We start from the raw sequence: 19,886 nt of genomic DNA, 5'->3' as shown, positions 1-19,886 counted from the left end.
TTTAATTTTTCAGTCCGCTATCAGCCGTTTTGATATTAAGTAGGTCAGCGTAAATAATTAAAGCCTTGTACTCATGTTTCAGTCCTGATTACAAGCAAATTTTCCGATTTTTATATTACAAAACAATAGATAATTATGCAGTTTTCTGCATTTTCGAGGTATGAAAACTGCACTCAAATATACAGAAAAGGTGGATGTGTGGCATGAAGATGTCGGATATTCTGTAACTCATCGGCAACAGTAAAACTTCGGCATTGAACCGAGATATGAGCGAACGAATCACACTAAAACACATATCTCGGCTCAATGCCGGGTAGAGCTAGCGAGGCGTTTTATAGAAAAAAAGGCGTTGCTGATTGCGGTATGAAAAATAATTTTGCGTAATTTCAAAATCCTTGTGAAGACGTTGCATTACAACGTCTCTACATCCAGATTCATACCTCTATTTAGCAACACCGAAAAAAAGTAGGCAAAAAATCAAAAAAATAGGAATCAAAACCAATGTTCAACAAACTGGGTTTCTTAAAATCATTTGGATTCTTTACTACAACAGTCGTTTCTATTGTATTTGGCTCTGTTCCCAATGCTTTAGCTTTAAATGTAAACGCAGGACCAATCTGGAACAATGATGATGCACAAATCAAATGTCCTGTAGTTGCTGCTGTTTATGGTACTCAATGGACTGGAAGATGGACAACGACAATTTGGAATAAAATGTCTGTTTGTGATCTTAACTTGAGCTCTTTACCCGTTATATATTTACCAACAGATGTAAAGGCAGGACCAATCTGGAGCAATAATGATGCACAGTTCAAATGTCCTGTAGCTGCCACAGCTGCCAATGGAGTTTGGAATGGAGGGTGGACAACGACAGTTTGGGGACTAATGTCTGTTTGTCGTGTTGACCCACGTTAGGGCTATTGAGAGCGAAACGAACCGACGAATCCCTGCTGTCCTAGTCACATCTTATCCTTGTCGATCTGAGAGGATGTTTGAAAAGTATTTTTGGTAACATCAAAGCCTCGGAAACCTAACCCCCCTAGCCCCCTTCCCTACAAGGGAATGGGCGTTTCAAAGCCTCTCTCCGCTTCGGGGAGAGGTTTGGAGAGGGGTTTTTAGTATACTTTGCGACTTTTCAAACATTCTCTGACAATAGATATGTTCAAAAGTGTTATATCTCTACGTTATCGAACAGAATACAGGAAAGGTATTTTGTACGACTGGCTCCAGATAGGGTAATAAGAATACAGATTTTCATAGGAGAATTAAACATGTACATGAATAACTATGGGAATTGAAGCTGACGGAGCGATTAAAGGTTGTCCCTCACTGCCGACTACCGCTTACACAGGTGGTAATATTCGAGAGCGAATCGCTCCATGACATCATTGAAAATACAGCCGAATTGAGTTTCAATCTGGGAGCCGGAACATCTGAAGGCACAAAACACCTGTGGGGTTTCTGTAAAACCTGCGAATACGCTGAACTTTGTCGTGGGGGTTGCAGTTGGACTTAATTTGCATTAGCAATTATCAATTAAAGTAAGTCGGAAAAATCATGGAAAAATTATTAGGTATCGTACTTCCTGTGCCGTTTCACTGGATTCATCCAGACTTCTAAGCGACTAAATGCTTGTGAAGAAAGTAGCGTCAAACATAAATAAACCACCGCTACACCTGTGTAAATTTCAAAGGCGCGATAGTTATCAGCAACAATTAACTGTCCTTTACGTACTAATTCTTCAAACCCAATCACAGAAACTAAGCTAGTATCTTTCAACAAACTGATAAATTCATTACCTAAAGGTGGAATCATCCGCCGGAAAGCCTGGGGAAAAATTATATAACTCATTGTTTGTACAGAACTCAAACCTAATGACTGTGCTGCTTCTGCTTGTCCTGGTTCAATTGATTGAATCCCAGCACGAACAACTTCGGCAATGTATGCGGCGCTATTCAAACTTAAGGCAATTACCCCAGCAGTTAAGCGATCAAAACTAAATGTCAAACCAAGTTCTTGCAAAATTGCAGGTAATCCAAAATAAATCATAAAAATTTGCACCAACAAAGGCGTTCCCCGGAAAAAATCTACATACGCCCTCGCCAACCAACGCACAGGTGCAATATGAGAAAGGCGGACAATACCAATCAGGGAACCCCCAATTAAACCAAACACTACAGAAAGTATCGTCAATTGCAACGTTACCAACGCACCTTGTAATAAAGTTGGAAAAGCTTGCAAAATCACGCCAAATGAGGTATATATTTTAGGCGTATTAGTGTTAGTTTGATTCTCAAATAGTGATTTAGCTGGTAGTGATGGCGGTTAAACTTTAAACCATTTCTGGTAAATTTGAGCATAAGTGCCATTTTTCAGCACCCTATCCAAGCCATCATTTATCAATGCCAAATTCGGCGAGTTTTTAGGTGTAGCAATTCCATAAAACTCCTCCGTCAGCAATTTTTGTACTATTTTAATTCCCTGAAGATTGCCCGTATTAATGGCATATACAGTCATAGGTGCATCATTAATTACTGCATCTACATTGCCATTGAGCAATTCTTGCAAGGCTATGGGCGCAGAATCAAAGCTGCGAATTTGCGCCCCAGGAATACTTTTAGCCTTGATAGCCCCAGTTGTACCAATTTGTACAGCAATTTTTTTATTTTTGAGACTGTCAAAACCAGTAATATCTTGATTGTCTGCACGAATTGCGATCGCTAACCCAGACTTAAAATAAGGGCGGGAAAAAGAAATAGTCTTCGCCCTCTCCTCTGTAATCGTAATGGAACTAATCGCCGCATCTACCGTTTTGGCTCCTAAAGCTGAGATCATGCCATCAAAAGGCAGACTTTTAAAATTGAATTTAAAGTTAGCAGCAACCGCGATCGCCCCTGGTGTGCTGGAAGCAATCGCATTCATCAAATCAATAGAAAAACCTTGCAACTCACCACTTTGTGTTTGAAACTCAAAAGGTGGAAACGTCGGATCTGTAGCAATTTGCAGAGTTTTACCCGCGCTAGAGTTCACAGCACAGCCAGTCAATAACAAACAGCTAAAACCTACAACCACACACCAGCGCACAAAACTAAATTTAACCATATTATTTTCTCTCCCTCTCTGCGCCCTTGGCGTCTTGGCGGTTCGTTCAAGTTATATTTTGCAACTGTTCAATCTCCCGTCAAGAAATAAATTTCACAGGCTAATAGCTTAAATCTACTTCCAGTAGACTTAATCTATTAGCCTGTGAATTAATTCTGAGGCGTTTTTTAGGACTGCTGCGCATCTACCTTAAAACCTTACAATCAACTGTACAGCCAATACTGCTCGGTTAAGCCTCTCTTCGGCATTATAGACAACGATATTTCAAGGGTTTCAGCCTACTTTTTTTCCTTAACCGAGCAGTATTGGTTGTCACCCATGAAATGCAATTTGCAAAAGAAGTAGCCCATCAGGTGATATTTTTAGACAACGGTATTGTGACAGAACAAGGCCCAGCCTATGAACTGCTGACTAATCCCCAAAGCGATCGCCTACGTATTTTCCTTAGTCGCCTTCAAATAATTCGTAATACCTCGACTTCGCTCGGCACAAGTTCGTAATGCCTCGACTTCGCTCGGCACAAGTTCGTAATTGGGCATTGAGCATTTGCTTATTTCTGCCCCTGCCTCTCTTGCTCCTCATCCCCCATTCCCCACTCCCCACTCCCCACTCCCCACGATTCAAAGATATTCGCGCAAGAAATCAAAGGGATCATCTTCCCAACAAGGTTCAGGTATCAGCCAAAACAAACTTCTGTGGATATCCGCTTCAATTTCATCACCGTCATCTCTATCAAATAGTTCTATCAAAGCTGTCCAATCACGTTCTCTCAGAGATGTTAACGATGGGGGATATACCTGGAGATTATTTGAGTAATTCACGCGCAAAGTTGTGCTTTAGTGCCGTAAAAATTTAGTATAGAAATTTGTCAATAATCAAATTTTAGGTTAGACAACTGTAGGGGACTTCCAAGTAAAAAAAATATTCCATTGCTATTGTTGACTGTTGACCGTTGACGGTTCACGAGTTTTCAGTCAACAGTCAACAGTCAACGACTTGAATGTGGAATAATTTCTTTTTTGGAGTTCCCTAGTTAAATAGTTATTTTCATCCTATTAAATATGGGCTACTCTCATTAGTGTCTCACAATTTAAGTAGGACTGCTATAGTATTTATTACATAATTACAAGCTGAATTTACTCAGAACCGAAAAATCATTGAGGCTGCGACTCGACTAATTCCACACCAAAGACTTCAGCAAAGGACTGTGCTACATAAAAACGCACTTCTTCGCAGGTGATACCTGGAATCCATTCGGCTAAACTGCCTACAGGTTTATCAGAAATACCGCAGGGTACAATGCGCTCAAAGCCTGTCATGTCTGGACAAACATTTAATGCAAAGCCGTGCATAGTAATCCAACGGCTGACTTTAATCCCAATAGCCGCAACTTTTCGCCCTTGTAACCAAACGCCAGTAAAAGCCGGAATTCTTTCTCCCTGCAATCCATAAACTGTCAATACGCGAATTATGACTTCTTCGAGTTCGCGTAAGTACCAATGGAGGTCTTTACGATAACGTTGCAGATTTAAAATTGGATACCCCACCAGTTGACCGGGACAATGGTAAGTAACCTCGCCACCTCGTTCAACTCGATGCACATCATATATACCTTTGTCAATATCAAATTTGAGAAAATCTGAGTTGCTTCCTTGTCCCAGAGTGTAGACGGGTGGATGTTCTAGCAAAATTAACACGTCGTCTAGACTGGGATTATGGATACGCTCAGTCAGGAGCGATCGCTGCCATCCATGAGCTTCTAAGTAAGGCATCAATCCTTGGTTATACAGCAAACAACGGTTTTTGTGTGGTTCCATACTATGGATTATGCCAAAAATCAACTCTATTAAGGGCTAAATATATTTCAAATTCCACGATTGGAATCAACAAATGTCAAGATTTGCAAAGGATTTTAAAGGAAAGTCAAGGGAACATGCATTAGAAAATACAAAGTGCTAGGTTGAATATATAACCTCAATAGGTTTTTAGGAGGAATTCTCTGCAATAAGCATCATGCCAAGACGATAAAGACAAATGTACTGGCTGATGACTCTCATAACAATAGTTTGCATTTCAAACAGAATCAAATTTGCACAAAGACTTGTATTATTGAACAACAGCAAGCAAACTTCAACCGAACACAGAAGGAGCAACTATCAACAGTTTTGTAAGCGTTGTTTTAACACAGAAGGCAGTTACAGGAGCTACTGCTCAATTTTCCTCACCAAAGATTTCTAGGTGGATATCCAATTGGATATCAGCGCAGAGATAAGGAGGAAAATCAAGGGTATAATGAGCAAAAGCCTAGATGCAGTGAGTTTAGAAAAGCTTACTAGCAGTACATAGAAAGAGTTCACAATTTGTTTTGGCGGGAGTAATAGACCTTACCGCAATTTCTTTTCATACAAAGCAAATTCACACATTAAATATTCAGTGGGAGAGTTTACATGAAGCTTGTCATCCACGGCAAAAATATTGAAATCACCGATGCGATTCGGGAATATGTACATCAAAAGATTGAAAAAGCAGTTAGTCACTTTCAGAGCCTTACAAATGAAGTAGATGTGCATCTTAGCGTAGCCCGTAATCCTCGAATTAATACAAGACAAGCGGCTGAAGTAACAATTTATGCTAATGGTAGCGTTATCCGTGCAGAGGAAAGCAGCGAAAACCTCTATGCCAGCATTGACTTAGTTGCAGATAAAATTGCCCGTCAACTGCGGAAATATAAAGAACGGCGTCAAGACCAGAAAACTCAGTCCCAACCAGAAGAAGTAGTTGTTGTAGAATCGGTAGTCACAGATTTAATTGGCGATCGCACCCCCGAATTACCCAACGAAGTCGTTCGCACCAAATATTTTTCTATGCCGCCGATGACCCTTGCAGAAGCCCTAGAACAACTGCAACTCGTAGGGCACGACTTTTATATGTTCCGCAATTCTGAAACTGGAGAGATTAATGTAATTTACGAACGCAACCACGGCGGTTATGGTGTGATCCATCCCCGCAATAGTAACGGTCATACTAACGGCAAGAATGGTAAGGCAACCCACGCTAATATTGTCATGCCGGAAAAGTCGCATTCTAAATAGGGAGATGAGGGAGATGAGGGAGATGAGGGAGAAATAACTCCTAACTCCTCACTCCTAACTCCTCACTCCTAACTCCTACTTAGCCGCAATCTGTTGCAAAGTTTTCAATGCTTCCTCAACGTGACCTTTAAAGTTAAACATTGAATCAAACACGTATTGCACAACTCCTTGTTGGTCAATAACGTAAGTAACGCGACCGGGGAATAAGCCAAAGGCTGCTGTTGCGCCATATAGCTTCCGCACTTGGTCGCCTTTGTCAGTTAACAGGGTAAAAGGTAGATTATATTTCGCAGCAAATCTTTGGTGAGATTCGATGGAGTCAGAACTCACGCCGACAACTTCAGCGCCAGCACTTTTAAACACTTCATACTGATCGCGAAAGGCGCAAGATTCAGCCGTACATCCTGGTGTGTCGTCCTTGGGGTAAAAATATAGGACAACATTTTTGCCGCGAAAATTTTGGAGGCTAATTGTTGAGCCGTTTTGAGCAGGTAGAGTGAAATTAGGAGCAGTATCTCCAACTTTGATTGGCATAGCGAGTTGTGGTAATTACTATTCTGTATGAATATACGCTAAACCATATTAGGACTTAAGTATAAAGTAGTAATATTTACTCCCCCCTGCAAAATGCTCGAAATCCTTGATTTATGGTTGAGAGTTGAGGGGGAGTGTGAAAGGTTATCTAGAAGCCTGATGGAGTAGCAAGATTGCAAGACAAAAATACACTAGGATTATTTCCAACAAAGCGACAGTAATCAGCACGTTTATCCCCATTCACATCAGCAAGAAGACGAGGCAAAGTTTCATATCCCTGATCTATTCCTCCTATTGAGCTAAACTCATATTGGTTTAGACTAAAGCCTGATGGAGTAGCAAGATTGCAAGACAAAAATACATTAGGACTATTTCCAACAAAGCGACAGTAATCAGCACGTTTATCCCCATTTACATCAGCAAGAAAACGAGGCAAAGTTTCATATCCCTGATCTATTCCTGTTATGGAGTTAAACTCATATTGGTTTAGACTAAAGCCGGATGCAGTCGCAAGATTGCAAGACAAAAATACATTAGGACTATTTCCAACAAAGCGGCAGTAATCAGCGCGATTATCGCCATTCACATCAGCAAGAAAGCGAGGCAAATTTTCATATCCCTGATCTATTCCTGCTATTGAGCTAAACTCATATTGGTATGGACTAAAGCCTGATGGAGTAGCAAGATTGCAAGACAAAAATACATTAGGACTATTTCCAGCAAAGCGACAGTAATCAGCACGTTTATCCCCATTTACATCAGCAAGAAAGCGAGGCAAATTTTGATATCCCTGATCTATTCCTCTTATTGAGTTAAACTCATATTGGTTTGGACTAAAGCCAGATGCAGTCGCAAGATTGCAAGACAAAAATATACTAGGACTATCTCCAACAAAGCGACAGTAATCAGCGCGATTATCCCCATTCACATCAGCAAGAAAACGAGGCAAATTTTGATATCCCTGATCTATTCCTCTTATTGAGTTAAACTCATATTGGTTTGGACTAAAGCCAGATGCAGTCGCAAGATTGCAAGACAAAAATATACTAGGACTATTTCCAACAAAGCGACAGTAATCAGCGCGATTATCCCCATTGACATCAGCAAGAAAACGAGGCAAATTTTCATACCCCTGATCTATTCCTGTTATTGAGTTTGAAGTTGCAGTCAAGGCTGGAGAACTTGCAGTAACTATGAAAAAAATAACTGGGAGAGTAATAAAGGTAAAGTTCAATGGTTTCAGTACATTCATTTTCAGAAAGCCTTTTGGTTCATAACCTGTTTGTGTATCTGTAGCTTTAGCCTGCATCTGGTGCCACCAGAATAAATTCGTGACAGGTTAAGGCAAAATAAATTTTGATTCAATAAATTGCGATCGCTAGGTTAAAACTTGTGTTTTATAACGCAATTTTCGCCAATATTTTAAGCATTATTGGTTATTGAAAAATTGTTTATTACCTTAGAGGTTGTTTGAAAAGTCTAATTTGTTACTAGCCCTGGCACAGGTGTGCCTACACAGACGAAACCCACCAACTTGGGTAAAAATCCTTCATTGGTATTAGTCCACGCAGGCGGTCACTGAGCTTGTCGAAGTGTGGACTAAGTTTTGTGTAGTAGCGAATTTTATTCGCCCAATACTTTTCAAACAACCTCTTAACCTGTCACTAGTACAGCATGGCGGAAATAAACCCACCATTACAAACCCTGAAAAAATCAACCTTTGCAGTCTTTGAAAATGGTAGGCGTATTTACGCCGACTTGTACTAGATATTTATCACTAAATCAAGGTCATGTAAACATCTTTACTTGTAACTAATTGTAAAATATAATACATTATAAAATTAATATAATCTGAACTTTAGTCTTCGCACAGATATATTTTGTTCGCTTATTAAATATTTGATATTTTATGAAATTCCGTGTCTTTGTTGAGGAAAACACATTTTCTTTTTGTGCTAAAAATTATTATGTGATAAAGATTTTTGCAGAAATATATAAGTAGATTTTATCAATATAAGATGAGGGTATGGTATTAGATACTCATCTAACAGAAAATTCTGCTTATGCGCCTGACTTCACTGGATGTTTTTCGCGGCATTACCATCGCTGCGATGATTCTCGTCAATATGGCGGGTGTCGCAGATGATGTATATCCTCCCTTAGCCCACGCCGATTGGCAAGGTTGCACACCAACTGATTTGGTATTCCCCTTTTTTCTCTTCATTGTCGGTGTGGCGATGACTTTCTCGCTGTCAAAGTACACCGAAGATAACAAACCAACCTCAGCTGTTTATTGGCGCATCTTACGCCGCGCTGCCATTCTCTTTGCCTTGGGATTGCTACTAAATGGCTTTTGGAATCAAGGTGTTTGGACTTTTGACTTGGGTAGTATCCGCATTATGGGAGTGTTGCAGCGCATCAGCATTACCTATCTGCTGGCTTCCTTGATTGTTCTCAACCTTCCGCGCAAAGGTCAATGGATACTGGCAGCAGTGATACTCATCGGCTACTGGTTAACGATGATGTATGTACCAGTACCCGATTATGGCGCGGGAGTTTTGACACGGGAAGGTAATTTCGGCGCTTATGTTGACCGTTTGATTATTCCCAAAGCACATCTATATAAAGGTGATAGTTTCAACTTTATGGGAGATCCAGAGGGACTATTCAGTACTATTCCTGCGATAGTAAGTGTCCTCGCTGGCTACTTCACCGGTCAATGGATACGCAGTCAACCTGTACAGTCACGCACAAGTATCGGGTTAGCATTATTTGGAGTTGGTTGTTTAATTATCGGTTGGGCGTGGGGATGGACATTTCCCATCAACAAAAAGCTGTGGACAAGTTCTTATGTAATCTTTACTAGCGGTTGGGCGTTACTATTGCTAGCAGCTTGTTATGAACTTATTGAAGTCCGGGCGAATCGTCGCTGGAGTAAACCTTTTGAAATTATGGGCTTAAATGCGATCGCACTTTTCGTTCCATCCGTTTTATTGATTAAAATCTTAGTGAAAACCACTATCGGCACAGGTAAAGAGGCTCCCAGTACTTACAATTGGGTTTACCAGAATTTTTTCGTATCTTGGGCGGGAGTGCTGAATGGTTCTCTATTGTTTGCCATAGTCACCGTGTTGTTGTGGTGGGCTGTCGGCGTTCTGATGTATCGGCAACGTTGGTTTCTCAAAGTGTAAATTTGCAAGCAGACAATTATGTTTTAGTGTTATCGAGGTTACAATCTGCTACAGAAGCTTTTGCAGATTTATTTTGTCTAATTCACTCAAACTATTAATCCACAGAAAAATTGTGAGGTAATGGATGCGTCGCCTTAAATCTTGGGTGTTTTTGCCAATTGCGTTGATATTTGGCTACTCAGACCAACTGTTTCAATCTAACCAGTCTGTAGCCTACTCTAACCCAGCAGTAGTTTCACAAACTAGTCCGACATCAAAAGCGAGTTACCTTTCATCGTTGGAACAAGAGGTAATTGTTGAAACAAATAAGGTACGAACAAATCCCCAGTCATATCTCCCGATTTTAGAAAACTATAGAAAGCGCTTTGAGGGAAACCTAGTCAACATTTCTAATAATACCTATTGGCAAACTCAAGAAGGAGTCAAAGCAGTTGATGAAGCGATCGCATTTTTGAAATCAGCACCTCCTGTAGGAACATTGAGTCCATCTAAGGGTATGTCTTTAGGAGCAAAAGACCATGTTAAAGACCAAGGCCCAAAAGGTGCTACAGGTCATGATGGTAGCGATGGTAGCACCCCCTATACTCGCATCAGCCGCTATGGTAGATGGCAAACAACCGCAGGCGAAAATATCATTTATGGCTATAACACTGCTCAAGATATGGTCATGCAATTAATTATTGATGATAGTGTGCGCGATCGCAGTCATAGAAAAAACATTTTTAACGGCGCTTTTAAAGTGTCTGGTGTTGCTTGTGGAATTCACAAATCATATAGGACAATTTGTGTAATTAACTATGCTGATGGGTATAGGGATAAATAATTTTAGTTAGGAAGTGGGGACAAATACCGAAGGTTCTGAATTATTGCACATTTGGGATGCTCGCGGTTACAACAGGTATTAAGTAATCCTTTTTTAACAATCGAGGAACAAACACGAGCGCAGCGTTATCTATACTCTTGATCAACTCATTTCCGTTCTTGTTAGGGGAATGATTCAAGTTCTGATGTCTGATAATTCTGAATCAAGAAGCGTCTACAAACTTCTGTGTGTGTTGAAAATTATTATTTCTTCTAATTCACTAAATTAATCCATAGAAAAAATTGTGAGGTAATGAATGCATCGCATTAAATTTTGGTTACTTTTGCCAGTAGCCCTGATATTCGGTTGCTCAAATCAACTGTTGCAATCTAACCCATCTGTGGCAAACTCTAACCCAGCAGTAGTTAAACCTAGCAGTCCAACTTTATTAGCAAAGGCAAGTTATCTTTCACCGCTAGAACAACAGGTAATTGTTGAAACAAATAAGGTACGAACAAATCCCAAGTCATATCTCCCAATTTTGGAAAACTATAGAAAGCGCTTTGAGGGGAACCGAGTCAAAATTTCTAATAATACCTATTTGCGAACTCAAGAAGGAGTCAAAGCAGTTGATGAAGCGATCGCATTTTTGAAATCAGCACGTCCTGTGGGAAGGTTGCGTACATCTAAAGGTATGTCTTTAGGCGCAAAAGACCATGTTAAAGACCAAGGCCCAAAAGGTGCTACAGGTCATGATGGTAGCGATGGTAGCAACCCCTTTACTCGCATCAACCGCTATGGTAAATGGCAAACAACCGCAGGCGAAAATATTAGTTATGGCCCAAACACCGCCCAAGATATCGTCATGCAGTTAATTATTGATGATGGTGTGCGCGATCGCGGTCATCGAACAAACATTTTTAACGGCGCTTTTAAAGTGTCTGGTGTTGCTTATGGAACTCACAAAGTATATAGAACAATCTGTGTAATTGACTACGCTGGTGGGTATAGGGAAAAATAATTTGAGATGAGGGAATGGGAGAACAGGGGGCACAGAAGCAGAAAAGCAGGGGGAGAATTAACCAATGCCCAATGCTCAATGCCCAACAATGTTGAGATTATCCTAAACTGAATAGCTTGGCGATCGCAGGCAATAATTTATTACCCGGTCAAACGCTCACTGTTATAAATTTAGGAATGGCCGCATCATTTTAGATTGTGGCAATCATTTTTCAAATTGGTATTAGTTATTTTTCACTGTCGAGGTTCAAAGACGCGATAAATCGCCGTCTCTACAATAATTAGTCGTTTGTAGAGACGGCGATTCATCGCGTCTCTTGCCTTACGATTCATCGCGTCTGTTGCCTTAAGCGAATAGTATTGTCTACCTAACTTATTCTCCCGCAACCCAGGCACCATGAAATCCATAAGGCACTCGTTGAGGAATTATCACCCGCGCTACAGGTTCAGCCGTTATATCTTGGGCATTCACCACTACTAATTCTGAAGTATCTGAACCCTCATCGTGAACGAAAGTCATCAACCAACCATCATCCTCAGCCGTTGCACCAGGACGCGGCGCAAACACAGCTTCACCGCTATAGCGCCCCTGTCCAAATTCGTGGGTTTGGGACTTTCCATTGCTGAAGTCGTACTTAATGATACCTTCAAATAAAGGTAGCGGATTGTTTGCCGCTTTGTTAGTGTAGCCATATCGGTTTTGCCGCCCCAACAAATTTTCGTTGACGCGGGGAAATTCAGAAGCGACATCATCCAACATCTCCTCACGCACTGTCCCTGTGTTGAGGTTAAATCGCCAGCGATACAAGCGCGGGATATTTGCATCTGGGTCGGGTTGCGAATCATCTAAACTTAAAACAGTAGTAGAACTCATGCGACAGGCAATCAGCACTACTTCGTCTCCCTCTTCGTAAGCGTTGAGGGTATGGAAGACGTAGCAAGCGGGACTCTCAAACCATCGGATATTACTGTTGTTACCGTGACGTGGTAGAATGCCAAAACGACTTGGGCGATCGCGCTCAAACATCATGACAGGTTCTCCCCGTTGCGCTCTTTCTGGGTTAATAGTCAACGGCAAATCCATAAAAATGGTGTAGTTTTCAGTAATAGCGAAATCGTGCATCATCACCCCCATTGGCAGGTCAATTGGCACTGTCCACAACAGTTCGCCTTGTGCTGAAACCAGACTATATTGCAGGTAAGGTGGCGCAAAGAAAGAGTAGCCAAAGAAGATCATTTCACCTGTAACCGGGTCTACTTTGGGATGGGCTGTGAAGGCAGAAACCAGCTTGCCATTGTAGGTATACTCGCCAATGGTATCTAATTCAGGAAGCTTGATGGCGTGAGGTTTACCCCCCTCATTCAGCGCCAACATCTGTCCAGCGTGCCACACTAAAGCAGTATTGGCAGTATTTTTGTAGCCACCGTAGGGGTTATCTATTCGTGGTGGTTCTAACAACCCACTCCAGAGAGCCTTACCTGCAACTCGTTCTTTTTTCCATCCGGCTGTCTGGACGTAACGGTTGCGATAAGTAGCTACGCCGTTGCTAATTTGCACACCATGCAACATCCCATCTCCATCAAACCAGTGATATTCACCGATGGGTTTCCATTGAGGGTTAGGGCCATTTCGGACAAACATCCCCGATAAGTCAAGGGGTAATTCACCGATGACTGGCAATTTGTCGGTGGTGATTTCTTCATGAACTGGAGCAAAATTGCGATCGAGATAAGGATTGACTGCTGTTGTTACCATTACCTTGATTTATCAGAGTTACACAAAAACAAGCTAGTGGTCTGTCCCATTAGTTATGAAGGGTTTGTAGTGGGCGATTTATCGCTCAAATCAAGGACTAAAGTCCTTACTACGAACTTTTTTACCCATCCTAACTCAATACGGTTCAGTTAAGCGCTACTTCTACAAAATCGTGGGTTTTGAGACGCGATAAATCGCCGTCTCTATAAGACGCGATAAATCGCCGTCTCTATAAGACGCGATAAATCGCCGTCTCTACAAGTGTTTTGGTCTTATCTGAACTGTATTGCATCCTAACTTAATGGGACAGACCACTAGAGCCAACGGTTTACTGTCTTTGAGATGCTGGAGGTTCTGGTGAAAACGCCCTATAGTATAATTTTGAGCCTGTGGACGTATCTAAACAAAAGATACCCAATCATCCGAAAGAAGCCTGTTGAAACAGGAATGCCCGTCGCTTTAGTGCTAGGGAGTGTCAAAAAATTTGATAATTTGATGCATAAGGCTTTTGGTGAGTGATAACATTGAGCGCTATCTTCAACCAATCAATATAAGTCTGTTCTCTTCGGATCACCAACTCCAGCACAAGCCTTTGCATTACTTGCTCGCGGTTGGCAGACTCATCACCAAGTGAGGGTAAATCAATAATTTCACATTCAGCAAGCTTTTTGCTTCGAGCCGCTAATTGTTGCTCTAGTAAATAAATGATAGTTTCATTCGGCAACTGATCTGCAAAATGCAACTGCACTAGCATTGGTTCTCGTACAGTCGGTAAAGGCTGATGAGTTCCAAGCCATCGGGCGAATTCGGCTTTCCCTGGCTCCGTTACGCTATAGACTTTTCGGTTGGGGCGATCGCGCCCAATCTCAATTGTACAGGTAATCCAGCCTTGCTCAACTAGCTTATCGAGAGTTCTGTAAATTTGTGCCTGGTCTGCTGGCCACAAATGGGCAATACATTGATCAAAGCAGCTCGTTTTGAGGTCGTAGCCCGTCATTTCCTGCTGCTGAAGAAGACCTAGAATTACGTATGCTAGCGACATTAAGACAGTTTTCCCATAATTGATATTTTCCCGATAGGTTCTACACTATGTACTTGTTATAAGTTTATGCTAATATATGAGTAATCAAATATAAGATACAACAGTTATAAAAAGATATGTTGATTGTCATGCGTCTTAACAAGGAAACCGAATACATGAACTGAGGTTGGGCAGATGGCTAATGATGCTGTTTGCACAAGACAGTGAGGAAGTGGCGATGGATTTTGAGTGCTGCTCCCGTAAACCTGCGGGGAGCTTGCTACGCCATCATTGGATATGCTCCTCATCGCTAGCGTATCGCTCAACAAACCAGTTGTTCGCTACAGTCTATTCGTGATGAATACTGACGCAGCAATTATTTAAGCCATTGAAGACTATCGTAACGAAAGGATGGGTAACATTGACTTCTAACACACTTTCACAAAGAATCCGTCAACATCAATATCTGCGTGATTTACGAAATAAATTACTCCACCTTCATAAGATGTTGCTGGATACAGAACGCATTGCCTACGAACAGGTTAGTGGACGAGTATCAAGCGGAGAACTACTTCAGCTAGTTATCGCTCATGAACAATTTGCTTGGCTACATCGCATTTCTGAGATGGTTGTGCAAGTTGATGAAATGCTCGAAGCAGATGAACCGATAGCAATAGAGGATTTTGAAAAGTTGATTGCTGATGTCCGTACGCTGATTATACCCTTAGAGACGGGCAATACCTTCGAGAGAAAGTATTACAACGCTCTCCAGCGTGAACCTGCTGCTGTGTTGGCACATGCGGAGATATCAAGATTTCTCACGTCTAAAGTTTAAGGTAGTTCTTTCAAGGTGACATGGCAAGACTTGGGGCTTAAGCCCCAAGTTCTTAAGTTTTCTGGCGTTAGTTTCGGTAATTTAGGTAATCTGCATCGACTGCATTACCCGCCTGGGATTGAAATCCCAGTCTAATAGATTTCAACATATCCTTGGGTAAAGACGCGATGAATCGCGTCTCTACAAATGGTCTATTTGTCGGACAAATTAATTGCGATCGCACCGTGGCAATCTCAAACTTTACCATTGCGATCGCAACACCTGCTGTTTAGATTTATTTCCCCTGTCTCCGTTGTTTAACAGCATAGCCGTAAGGCAAAGCCCAGTTAGGTTCCTCATCCAAATGGGAACGCGCATGAATTGACCAATATGGATCGCGGAGCATTTCTCGACCGATGAGAACTAAATCCGCACATCCACGAGTAATTACTTGGTTGGCATACTCAGCCTCCTTGATCATCCCCACAGCACCAGTCCTAATCCCAGCCTCTTCTCGGATTTTGGCAGCAAAAGGCACTTGATAACCTGTCTGCACGGGAATTCTGGCATGAGGGACTAAGCCTCCTGTGGAAACATCGATTAAATCAACGCCTAATTCCTTTAGTTCACGGGATAATATAACTGACTGCTTGAGATCCCAACCTCCCTCCACCCAATCGGTAGCAGAGAGGCGCACAAAAAGCGGCATCCCTGTTGGCAGAATCTCTCGGATTCGTCTTGTCACTTCCAGTAACAAACGCATTCGGTTTTCCAACGAACCTCCGTAACGATCTGTTCGTTGATTACTTAGCGGCGAAAGAAAAGAATGCAGTAGGTATCCGTGAGCCGCGTGGATTTCGATAATCTGAAAGCCCGCTTGAACGGCACGCTGGGTTGTGGCAACAAAGGCTTCAATCACCTCTCCAATCCCAGCATCATCAAGGGCTATGGGAACGGGGCCGCCCTCTTGAAACGGAATTGGGCTTGGCCCAATTACAGGCCAACCGCCTTCTTCAGGTGTTAACGGTGTACCACCCAGCCAGGGAAGATTGCAACTCGCCTTCCGGCCAGCATGGGCTAATTGAATCCCTGCGATCGCTCCCTGCTCACGAAGAAAGCGGACAATACGAGCTAGTGGCTCGATGTGCATGTCGTCCCAAAGACCAAGATCGCCGGGGGTGATTCGCCCTTGGGCTGTCACGGCTGTAGCTTCCACTACAATCAGATGAGTGCCTCCAGTAGCCCGACTCCCCAAATGGACAAAGTGCCAATCGTTTGCGAATCCATTTTCTGCCGAATATTGACACATTGGTGACATTGCGATGCGATCGGGCAGGGTGATATCTCGAATTTTCAGTGGACTAAACAAGTCCACTTCCGGTACATCCGAATCGTGCAGACTTGTTGATTGACAACCGGGCGAATCTATGAATTCTAATTCGGTCTGGGCTGGAGATGATGGCAAGGTAGTTAGGTTCTCTGTAGTCATGCTGTTACTTTTCCGTACTTTGTGGACTAAAACCCGTGTCCTTTGAGCTTTTGCAAAATCAATTCTAGATAAGGAGTTTCAGATATTGGGTGTCTGATTTTTTGTCACTTCCCAAACGATTTTTAACTAATTCCCATAATTCCCCATCCCTCTATAGTGTAGAGATGTAAGGAACTTCCAAATAAAAACATCCCATTGCAAAGAGACAACGGGGATAAGGAGAACAAGGTAAAATTTTCTTCCTCATTTCCCCCTGCCTTCCCTGCTCCCCCTACGGTGTACACACAAGTCGGAAATAGGGGACTTCCAAGTAAAACAATATTCCATTGCTATTGTTCACTGTTGACCGTTGACGGTTCACGAGTTTTCAGTCAACAGTCAACAGTCAACAGTCAACGACTTGAATCTGGAATAATTTATTTTTTGGAGTTCCCTAGTAGTCTGTCAAGGAATAATTGATGAGTACATTCTCTCTCAGGACGGCGATTTATCGCGTCTCTCTAACGTGTCAGTCTTTTAGACGCGATAAATCGCGTCTCTACATGAGGGCTTTATGGCTTATGCCAAGCGTATTAGGATAACATTGGATCTGACTTCATAGCCTGCTCCCCTCATAACCCTGCAAACCACTCATAGCCCTGATCCTCCCAATAGCCTTTACGAGGTAACAAATTGCTGACGAATGTAATTTGAGTCACCCACTTGCTTTGCTTGTAGCCCAGTTTAATTGGGGATGCTAGACGCATAGGCGCACCATTATCAACTGATAAAGGTTGTCCATTCTTTTGATAAGCCATGAGAGTTTGGGGATGTACAGCAGAGGCAATATCCCAGCTTTCATAGTAGCCATCAGCAGATTTGAAGTAGACATAGCGGACATTTGACTTAGGCTGTACCAGCGCTACTAAGTCTCGTAATCGCACGCCTCCCCATTGAGCGATCGCAGCCCAGCCTTCAACACACACATGGCGAATTACCATTGAAGTTAAGGGAAGTTTTTGAATATCTGCCATACTCAATTGCATCGGGTTACTCACCTCGCCATCAATCTTCAGGCGAAACTGTGCTGGATCAATTTGCGGCGTGAAGTCAAAGGTATTAATCAGCAATTTGTCTGGTTCTATGGCACTGACAGGAAATTCTGGTACTGGTTTTTGATTTAGCAGGAGTGCTTCAAGACTTTGATTTAGTGGCTCAGATATTTGCCGCAGATTATCTGAGAACAAATTTGTCCCACAGCCACCTAAAAGAAAGCCTACCCCTGAAAGTCCAGATACTTGCAGTAACCGCCGACGGGATAGGGTGCGTTTGGGAAGAATCAGACTCATAAGTACCTCTACAGGAACATAGACTTAATTAGACGGATGCTTCCTATCTTCAGGACAAGTAAGGAATGAGCAATGTAATATTTTGTTGTTGAAGAATATCTGCGCTTTGATGCTCCTGATACTATAGCGGTGTGCAGTTCAGTGAGATACAAAAAAAATGCTGGAATGATTTGACAGCAAGGACTTTGGTGTTCTCATCCAATCGATAACCGCTATAATCTATGGGCAACAGAGGAACAAAGCGACTTTTAAGCAACGCCTGGGACATGCGATCGCTAACTAGCTATTAGGGTGGGCATTGTTACCCACCCTAAACACTCTAACTTGCTACTGCCTCAGCAGGGGCTGGTTCAGCAGCAGTTATGGGTAAATAAACACTAACTTTTTTACGGGTTTTGCCCTTTCTCTCAAACATTACAACACCGTCGATTAAGGCAAACAGAGTGTCATCGCTACCAATACCGACGTTGTTACCAGGGTGGAATTTGGTACCACGCTGACGCACGAGAATGTTTCCTGCACGTACAACTTGACCACCATAACGCTTGACACCCAGACGTTGGGCATTAGAATCACGACCGTTGCGTGTACTACCTGTTCCTTTCTTATGAGCCATGATTTCCTCTTGTGTATCTTCTTATTATTATTCAGCAGCAGTTTCAACTTCTTCGGCAGGAGTCTCATCTAAAACGGGGGTTTCCTTCTCCGTTTCTCCTTCAAAAGCAAATACTTCGCCGTTAAGGGTGATGGAGTCAATCATAAGTCTGGTAATTTCCTGACGATGCCCCCGCTTTTTGCGGGTTTTCTTTTTAGGCTTCATCTTGTATACCAGAACTTTACGACCTCTGTAATGTCGCATTACAGTCCCTTCTACAGTCGCACCTGTCACTAGTGGCTGTCCAATGGTGACTTCACCATCGTGCTGCACGAGTAATACGGAGTCTATTGTAACTTTTTCATCTGGTTCGATCGCAAGCAGTTCAATATCATAAAACCGGCCTGGCTCTACTCGTATTTGTTTGCCGCCAGTTTCAATAATCGCGTAGGTCATGGAATTGTCCTTGAGGTTGCCGTACAGGTAGCTGGTTTTTATCTCGTGTAGAGACGATGCAGCCAGCTTTTGTAATATGTCTACCTGATCCGAGCAGGAATTAGACAGACAATCTAATATATTATTTTATGAACAGGTGCTAAGTCAAGCTTTTATTTGCTAAAAATCGTTATGGCTGAATCACCCACCCAAAGAATCTAAAATGCATTTATAATTCAAACTCAATGTTATTTAGTTAAATACTGCTTCCATCTTAGGGCTGACTTTTATAAATTAGCAGAAATATTTAGACTCAAACTTATATTTTCTTATCAGAATCTACACATTTTTCTTCTTTGTTTTAAAATTAAACTTATACTCTTAAATCGTAAGGTTCTTCAGAAAATTTAGTGATTCCACAGGAGTCAAATTACTAGATTGAAACCTGATATTAAAACAGGAGATAAACTGTCATGACACAGCAAAATGCTACCCGACTTTTTCAAGCCGTAAAACAAGATCAAGCACTACAGCAAAGACTCAAAGCAACAGCTAATCCAGAAGCCTTCGTCAAGATTGCTCAAGAGCGTGGCTATGATTTCAGCGTCGAAGAACTGGAAAGTGAAATCAGCAAATTGTCTGAAGAAGATTTAGCCGCCATTGTTAATCCAGGATGGGGAAATAGACGGCACATTTATCCTAGATAA

At 42.0% G+C, this 19,886-nt stretch carries 18 protein-coding genes and 3 pseudogenes; 9 read left to right on the top strand and 12 right to left on the bottom strand.

What is annotated here, in order from left to right; translation table 11 throughout:
• Window positions 1-501 precede the first annotated feature (501 nt).
• Window positions 502-915 (top strand): mannan-binding lectin, encoded by a 414-nt coding sequence (locus D1367_RS01365; RefSeq protein WP_118171010.1) that lies wholly within the window; start codon window positions 502-504, stop codon window positions 913-915.
• Between the two features lie 369 nt (window positions 916-1,284).
• Window positions 1,285-1,513: pseudogene (locus tag D1367_RS01360) on the top strand (SPASM domain-containing protein); the annotation flags it as partial.
• A 56-nt stretch (window positions 1,514-1,569) separates the two neighbouring features.
• On the opposite strand, the pseudogene D1367_RS01355 reads toward D1367_RS01360, so the two are convergent.
• Window positions 1,570-3,102 (bottom strand): annotated as a pseudogene (locus tag D1367_RS01355) (ABC transporter permease subunit).
• Window positions 3,103-3,404: 302 nt separating this feature from the next.
• Between D1367_RS01355 and D1367_RS01350 the strand changes: the two are divergent.
• A pseudogene (locus D1367_RS01350) lies at window positions 3,405-3,602 on the top strand (polar amino acid ABC transporter ATP-binding protein); the annotation flags it as partial.
• Window positions 3,603-3,722: 120 nt separating this feature from the next.
• Here the strand turns inward: D1367_RS01350 and D1367_RS01345 are convergent.
• Window positions 3,723-3,923 (bottom strand): hypothetical protein, encoded by a 201-nt coding sequence (locus D1367_RS01345; RefSeq protein ID WP_118162007.1) that lies wholly within the window; start codon window positions 3,921-3,923, stop codon window positions 3,723-3,725.
• A gap of 333 nt (window positions 3,924-4,256) precedes the next feature.
• Window positions 4,257-4,931 carry a lipoyl(octanoyl) transferase LipB gene (lipB, locus tag D1367_RS01340; RefSeq protein WP_118171007.1) on the bottom strand — a complete coding sequence of 225 codons (675 nt, stop codon included), beginning with the start codon at window positions 4,929-4,931 and terminating at the stop codon, window positions 4,257-4,259.
• Between the two features lie 618 nt (window positions 4,932-5,549).
• On the opposite strand from lipB, the gene hpf reads away from it, so the two are divergent.
• Window positions 5,550-6,194 carry a ribosome hibernation-promoting factor, HPF/YfiA family gene (gene hpf, locus D1367_RS01330; RefSeq protein ID WP_118162002.1) on the top strand — a complete coding sequence of 215 codons (645 nt, stop codon included), beginning with the start codon at window positions 5,550-5,552 and terminating at the stop codon, window positions 6,192-6,194.
• A gap of 75 nt (window positions 6,195-6,269) precedes the next feature.
• On the opposite strand, the gene D1367_RS01325 is transcribed toward hpf, so the two are convergent.
• Both D1367_RS01325 and D1367_RS01320 read right to left on the bottom strand, forming a co-directional pair.
• Window positions 6,270-6,728 (bottom strand): peroxiredoxin, encoded by a 459-nt coding sequence (locus tag D1367_RS01325; RefSeq protein WP_118162000.1) that lies wholly within the window; start codon window positions 6,726-6,728, stop codon window positions 6,270-6,272.
• Window positions 6,729-6,876: 148 nt separating this feature from the next.
• Complete coding sequence (locus D1367_RS01320) at window positions 6,877-8,037, bottom strand: hypothetical protein (RefSeq protein WP_118161997.1); 1,161 nt, start codon at window positions 8,035-8,037, stop codon at window positions 6,877-6,879.
• A gap of 754 nt (window positions 8,038-8,791) precedes the next feature.
• Between D1367_RS01320 and D1367_RS01315 the strand changes: the two genes are divergently transcribed.
• The 3 genes from D1367_RS01315 (at window position 8,792) to D1367_RS01305 (ending at window position 11,742) form a co-directional block, all read left to right on the top strand.
• A complete protein-coding gene (locus tag D1367_RS01315; protein WP_118161995.1) occupies window positions 8,792-9,919 on the top strand; it encodes an acyltransferase family protein in 1,128 nt (375 codons plus the stop codon).
• A gap of 124 nt (window positions 9,920-10,043) precedes the next feature.
• Window positions 10,044-10,742 carry a CAP domain-containing protein gene (locus D1367_RS01310; RefSeq protein ID WP_118161993.1) on the top strand — a complete coding sequence of 233 codons (699 nt, stop codon included), beginning with the start codon at window positions 10,044-10,046 and terminating at the stop codon, window positions 10,740-10,742.
• Window positions 10,743-11,037: 295 nt separating this feature from the next.
• Window positions 11,038-11,742, top strand: a complete 705-nt coding sequence (locus D1367_RS01305; protein WP_118161991.1) for a CAP domain-containing protein — start codon at window positions 11,038-11,040, stop codon at window positions 11,740-11,742.
• Window positions 11,743-11,975: 233 nt separating this feature from the next.
• Here D1367_RS01305 and D1367_RS31510 read toward each other — a convergent pair whose 3' ends face one another.
• The 3 genes from D1367_RS31510 to D1367_RS01295 all read right to left on the bottom strand — a co-directional run bounded on the left by D1367_RS31510 (window position 11,976) and on the right by D1367_RS01295 (window position 14,539).
• A complete protein-coding gene (locus tag D1367_RS31510; protein ID WP_220450995.1) occupies window positions 11,976-12,149 on the bottom strand; it encodes a hypothetical protein in 174 nt (57 codons plus the stop codon).
• The gene (locus tag D1367_RS01300) at window positions 12,115-13,497 is read right to left on the bottom strand and encodes a carotenoid oxygenase family protein (RefSeq protein WP_118161989.1); all 1,383 of its coding nucleotides are present in this window, start codon (window positions 13,495-13,497) and stop codon (window positions 12,115-12,117) included. The genes D1367_RS31510 and D1367_RS01300 overlap by 35 nt, the downstream gene beginning before the upstream one ends.
• Before the next feature lie 475 nt (window positions 13,498-13,972).
• Window positions 13,973-14,539 carry a PadR family transcriptional regulator gene (locus D1367_RS01295; RefSeq protein WP_118161987.1) on the bottom strand — a complete coding sequence of 189 codons (567 nt, stop codon included), beginning with the start codon at window positions 14,537-14,539 and terminating at the stop codon, window positions 13,973-13,975.
• A gap of 400 nt (window positions 14,540-14,939) precedes the next feature.
• Here D1367_RS01295 and D1367_RS01285 point away from each other — a divergent pair, with 400 nt between their 5' ends.
• Window positions 14,940-15,353, top strand: a complete 414-nt coding sequence (locus D1367_RS01285; RefSeq protein WP_181373946.1) for a hypothetical protein — start codon at window positions 14,940-14,942, stop codon at window positions 15,351-15,353.
• Between the two features lie 274 nt (window positions 15,354-15,627).
• Here D1367_RS01285 and D1367_RS01280 read toward each other — a convergent pair whose 3' ends face one another.
• The 4 genes from D1367_RS01280 to rplU all read right to left on the bottom strand — a co-directional run bounded on the left by D1367_RS01280 (window position 15,628) and on the right by rplU (window position 19,200).
• Window positions 15,628-16,821, bottom strand: a complete 1,194-nt coding sequence (locus D1367_RS01280) for an NADH:flavin oxidoreductase/NADH oxidase (protein WP_118161984.1) — start codon at window positions 16,819-16,821, stop codon at window positions 15,628-15,630.
• A 611-nt stretch (window positions 16,822-17,432) separates the two neighbouring features.
• Window positions 17,433-18,149 carry a molybdopterin-dependent oxidoreductase gene (locus D1367_RS01275; RefSeq protein ID WP_118161981.1) on the bottom strand — a complete coding sequence of 239 codons (717 nt, stop codon included), beginning with the start codon at window positions 18,147-18,149 and terminating at the stop codon, window positions 17,433-17,435.
• 319 nt (window positions 18,150-18,468) lie between these two features.
• On the bottom strand, window positions 18,469-18,765 hold the full coding sequence (gene rpmA, locus D1367_RS01270) for a 50S ribosomal protein L27 (RefSeq protein ID WP_118161979.1): 297 nt from the start codon (window positions 18,763-18,765) through the stop codon (window positions 18,469-18,471).
• A 27-nt stretch (window positions 18,766-18,792) separates the two neighbouring features.
• Window positions 18,793-19,200 (bottom strand): 50S ribosomal protein L21, encoded by a 408-nt coding sequence (rplU, locus tag D1367_RS01265; protein WP_100903193.1) that lies wholly within the window; start codon window positions 19,198-19,200, stop codon window positions 18,793-18,795.
• Window positions 19,201-19,652: 452 nt separating this feature from the next.
• Here rplU and D1367_RS01260 point away from each other — a divergent pair, with 452 nt between their 5' ends.
• On the top strand, window positions 19,653-19,886 hold the full coding sequence (locus D1367_RS01260; RefSeq protein ID WP_118161977.1) for a Nif11-like leader peptide family natural product precursor: 234 nt from the start codon (window positions 19,653-19,655) through the stop codon (window positions 19,884-19,886).

Source organism: Nostoc sphaeroides (assembly GCF_003443655.1).
Classification (GTDB): Bacteria; Cyanobacteriota; Cyanobacteriia; order Cyanobacteriales; family Nostocaceae; genus Nostoc; species Nostoc sphaeroides.
Note: the sequence above shows the minus strand (reverse complement) of the source record. Positions and strands in the feature narration are given on the sequence as shown.

Excerpts from the sequence above, each read along its gene's own strand:
- D1367_RS01365 (WP_118171010.1), top strand. The coding sequence starts at position 502 with ATGTTCAACAAACTGGGTTTCTTAAAATCATTTGGATTCTTTACTACA.
- hpf (WP_118162002.1), top strand. The coding sequence starts at position 5,550 with ATGAAGCTTGTCATCCACGGCAAAAATATTGAAATCACCGATGCGATT.
- D1367_RS01325 (WP_118162000.1), bottom strand. The coding sequence starts at position 6,728 with ATGCCAATCAAAGTTGGAGATACTGCTCCTAATTTCACTCTACCTGCT.
- D1367_RS01320 (WP_118161997.1), bottom strand. The coding sequence starts at position 8,037 with ATGCAGGCTAAAGCTACAGATACACAAACAGGTTATGAACCAAAAGGC.
- D1367_RS01315 (WP_118161995.1), top strand. The coding sequence starts at position 8,792 with ATGCGCCTGACTTCACTGGATGTTTTTCGCGGCATTACCATCGCTGCG.
- D1367_RS01310 (WP_118161993.1), top strand. The coding sequence starts at position 10,044 with ATGCGTCGCCTTAAATCTTGGGTGTTTTTGCCAATTGCGTTGATATTT.
- D1367_RS01305 (WP_118161991.1), top strand. The coding sequence starts at position 11,038 with ATGCATCGCATTAAATTTTGGTTACTTTTGCCAGTAGCCCTGATATTC.
- D1367_RS31510 (WP_220450995.1), bottom strand. The coding sequence starts at position 12,149 with ATGGATTTCATGGTGCCTGGGTTGCGGGAGAATAAGTTAGGTAGACAA.
- D1367_RS01300 (WP_118161989.1), bottom strand. The coding sequence starts at position 13,497 with ATGGTAACAACAGCAGTCAATCCTTATCTCGATCGCAATTTTGCTCCA.
- D1367_RS01295 (WP_118161987.1), bottom strand. The coding sequence starts at position 14,539 with ATGTCGCTAGCATACGTAATTCTAGGTCTTCTTCAGCAGCAGGAAATG.
- D1367_RS01280 (WP_118161984.1), bottom strand. The coding sequence starts at position 16,821 with ATGACTACAGAGAACCTAACTACCTTGCCATCATCTCCAGCCCAGACC.
- D1367_RS01275 (WP_118161981.1), bottom strand. The coding sequence starts at position 18,149 with ATGAGTCTGATTCTTCCCAAACGCACCCTATCCCGTCGGCGGTTACTG.
- rpmA (WP_118161979.1), bottom strand. The coding sequence starts at position 18,765 with ATGGCTCATAAGAAAGGAACAGGTAGTACACGCAACGGTCGTGATTCT.
- rplU (WP_100903193.1), bottom strand. The coding sequence starts at position 19,200 with ATGACCTACGCGATTATTGAAACTGGCGGCAAACAAATACGAGTAGAG.
- D1367_RS01260 (WP_118161977.1), top strand. The coding sequence starts at position 19,653 with ATGACACAGCAAAATGCTACCCGACTTTTTCAAGCCGTAAAACAAGAT.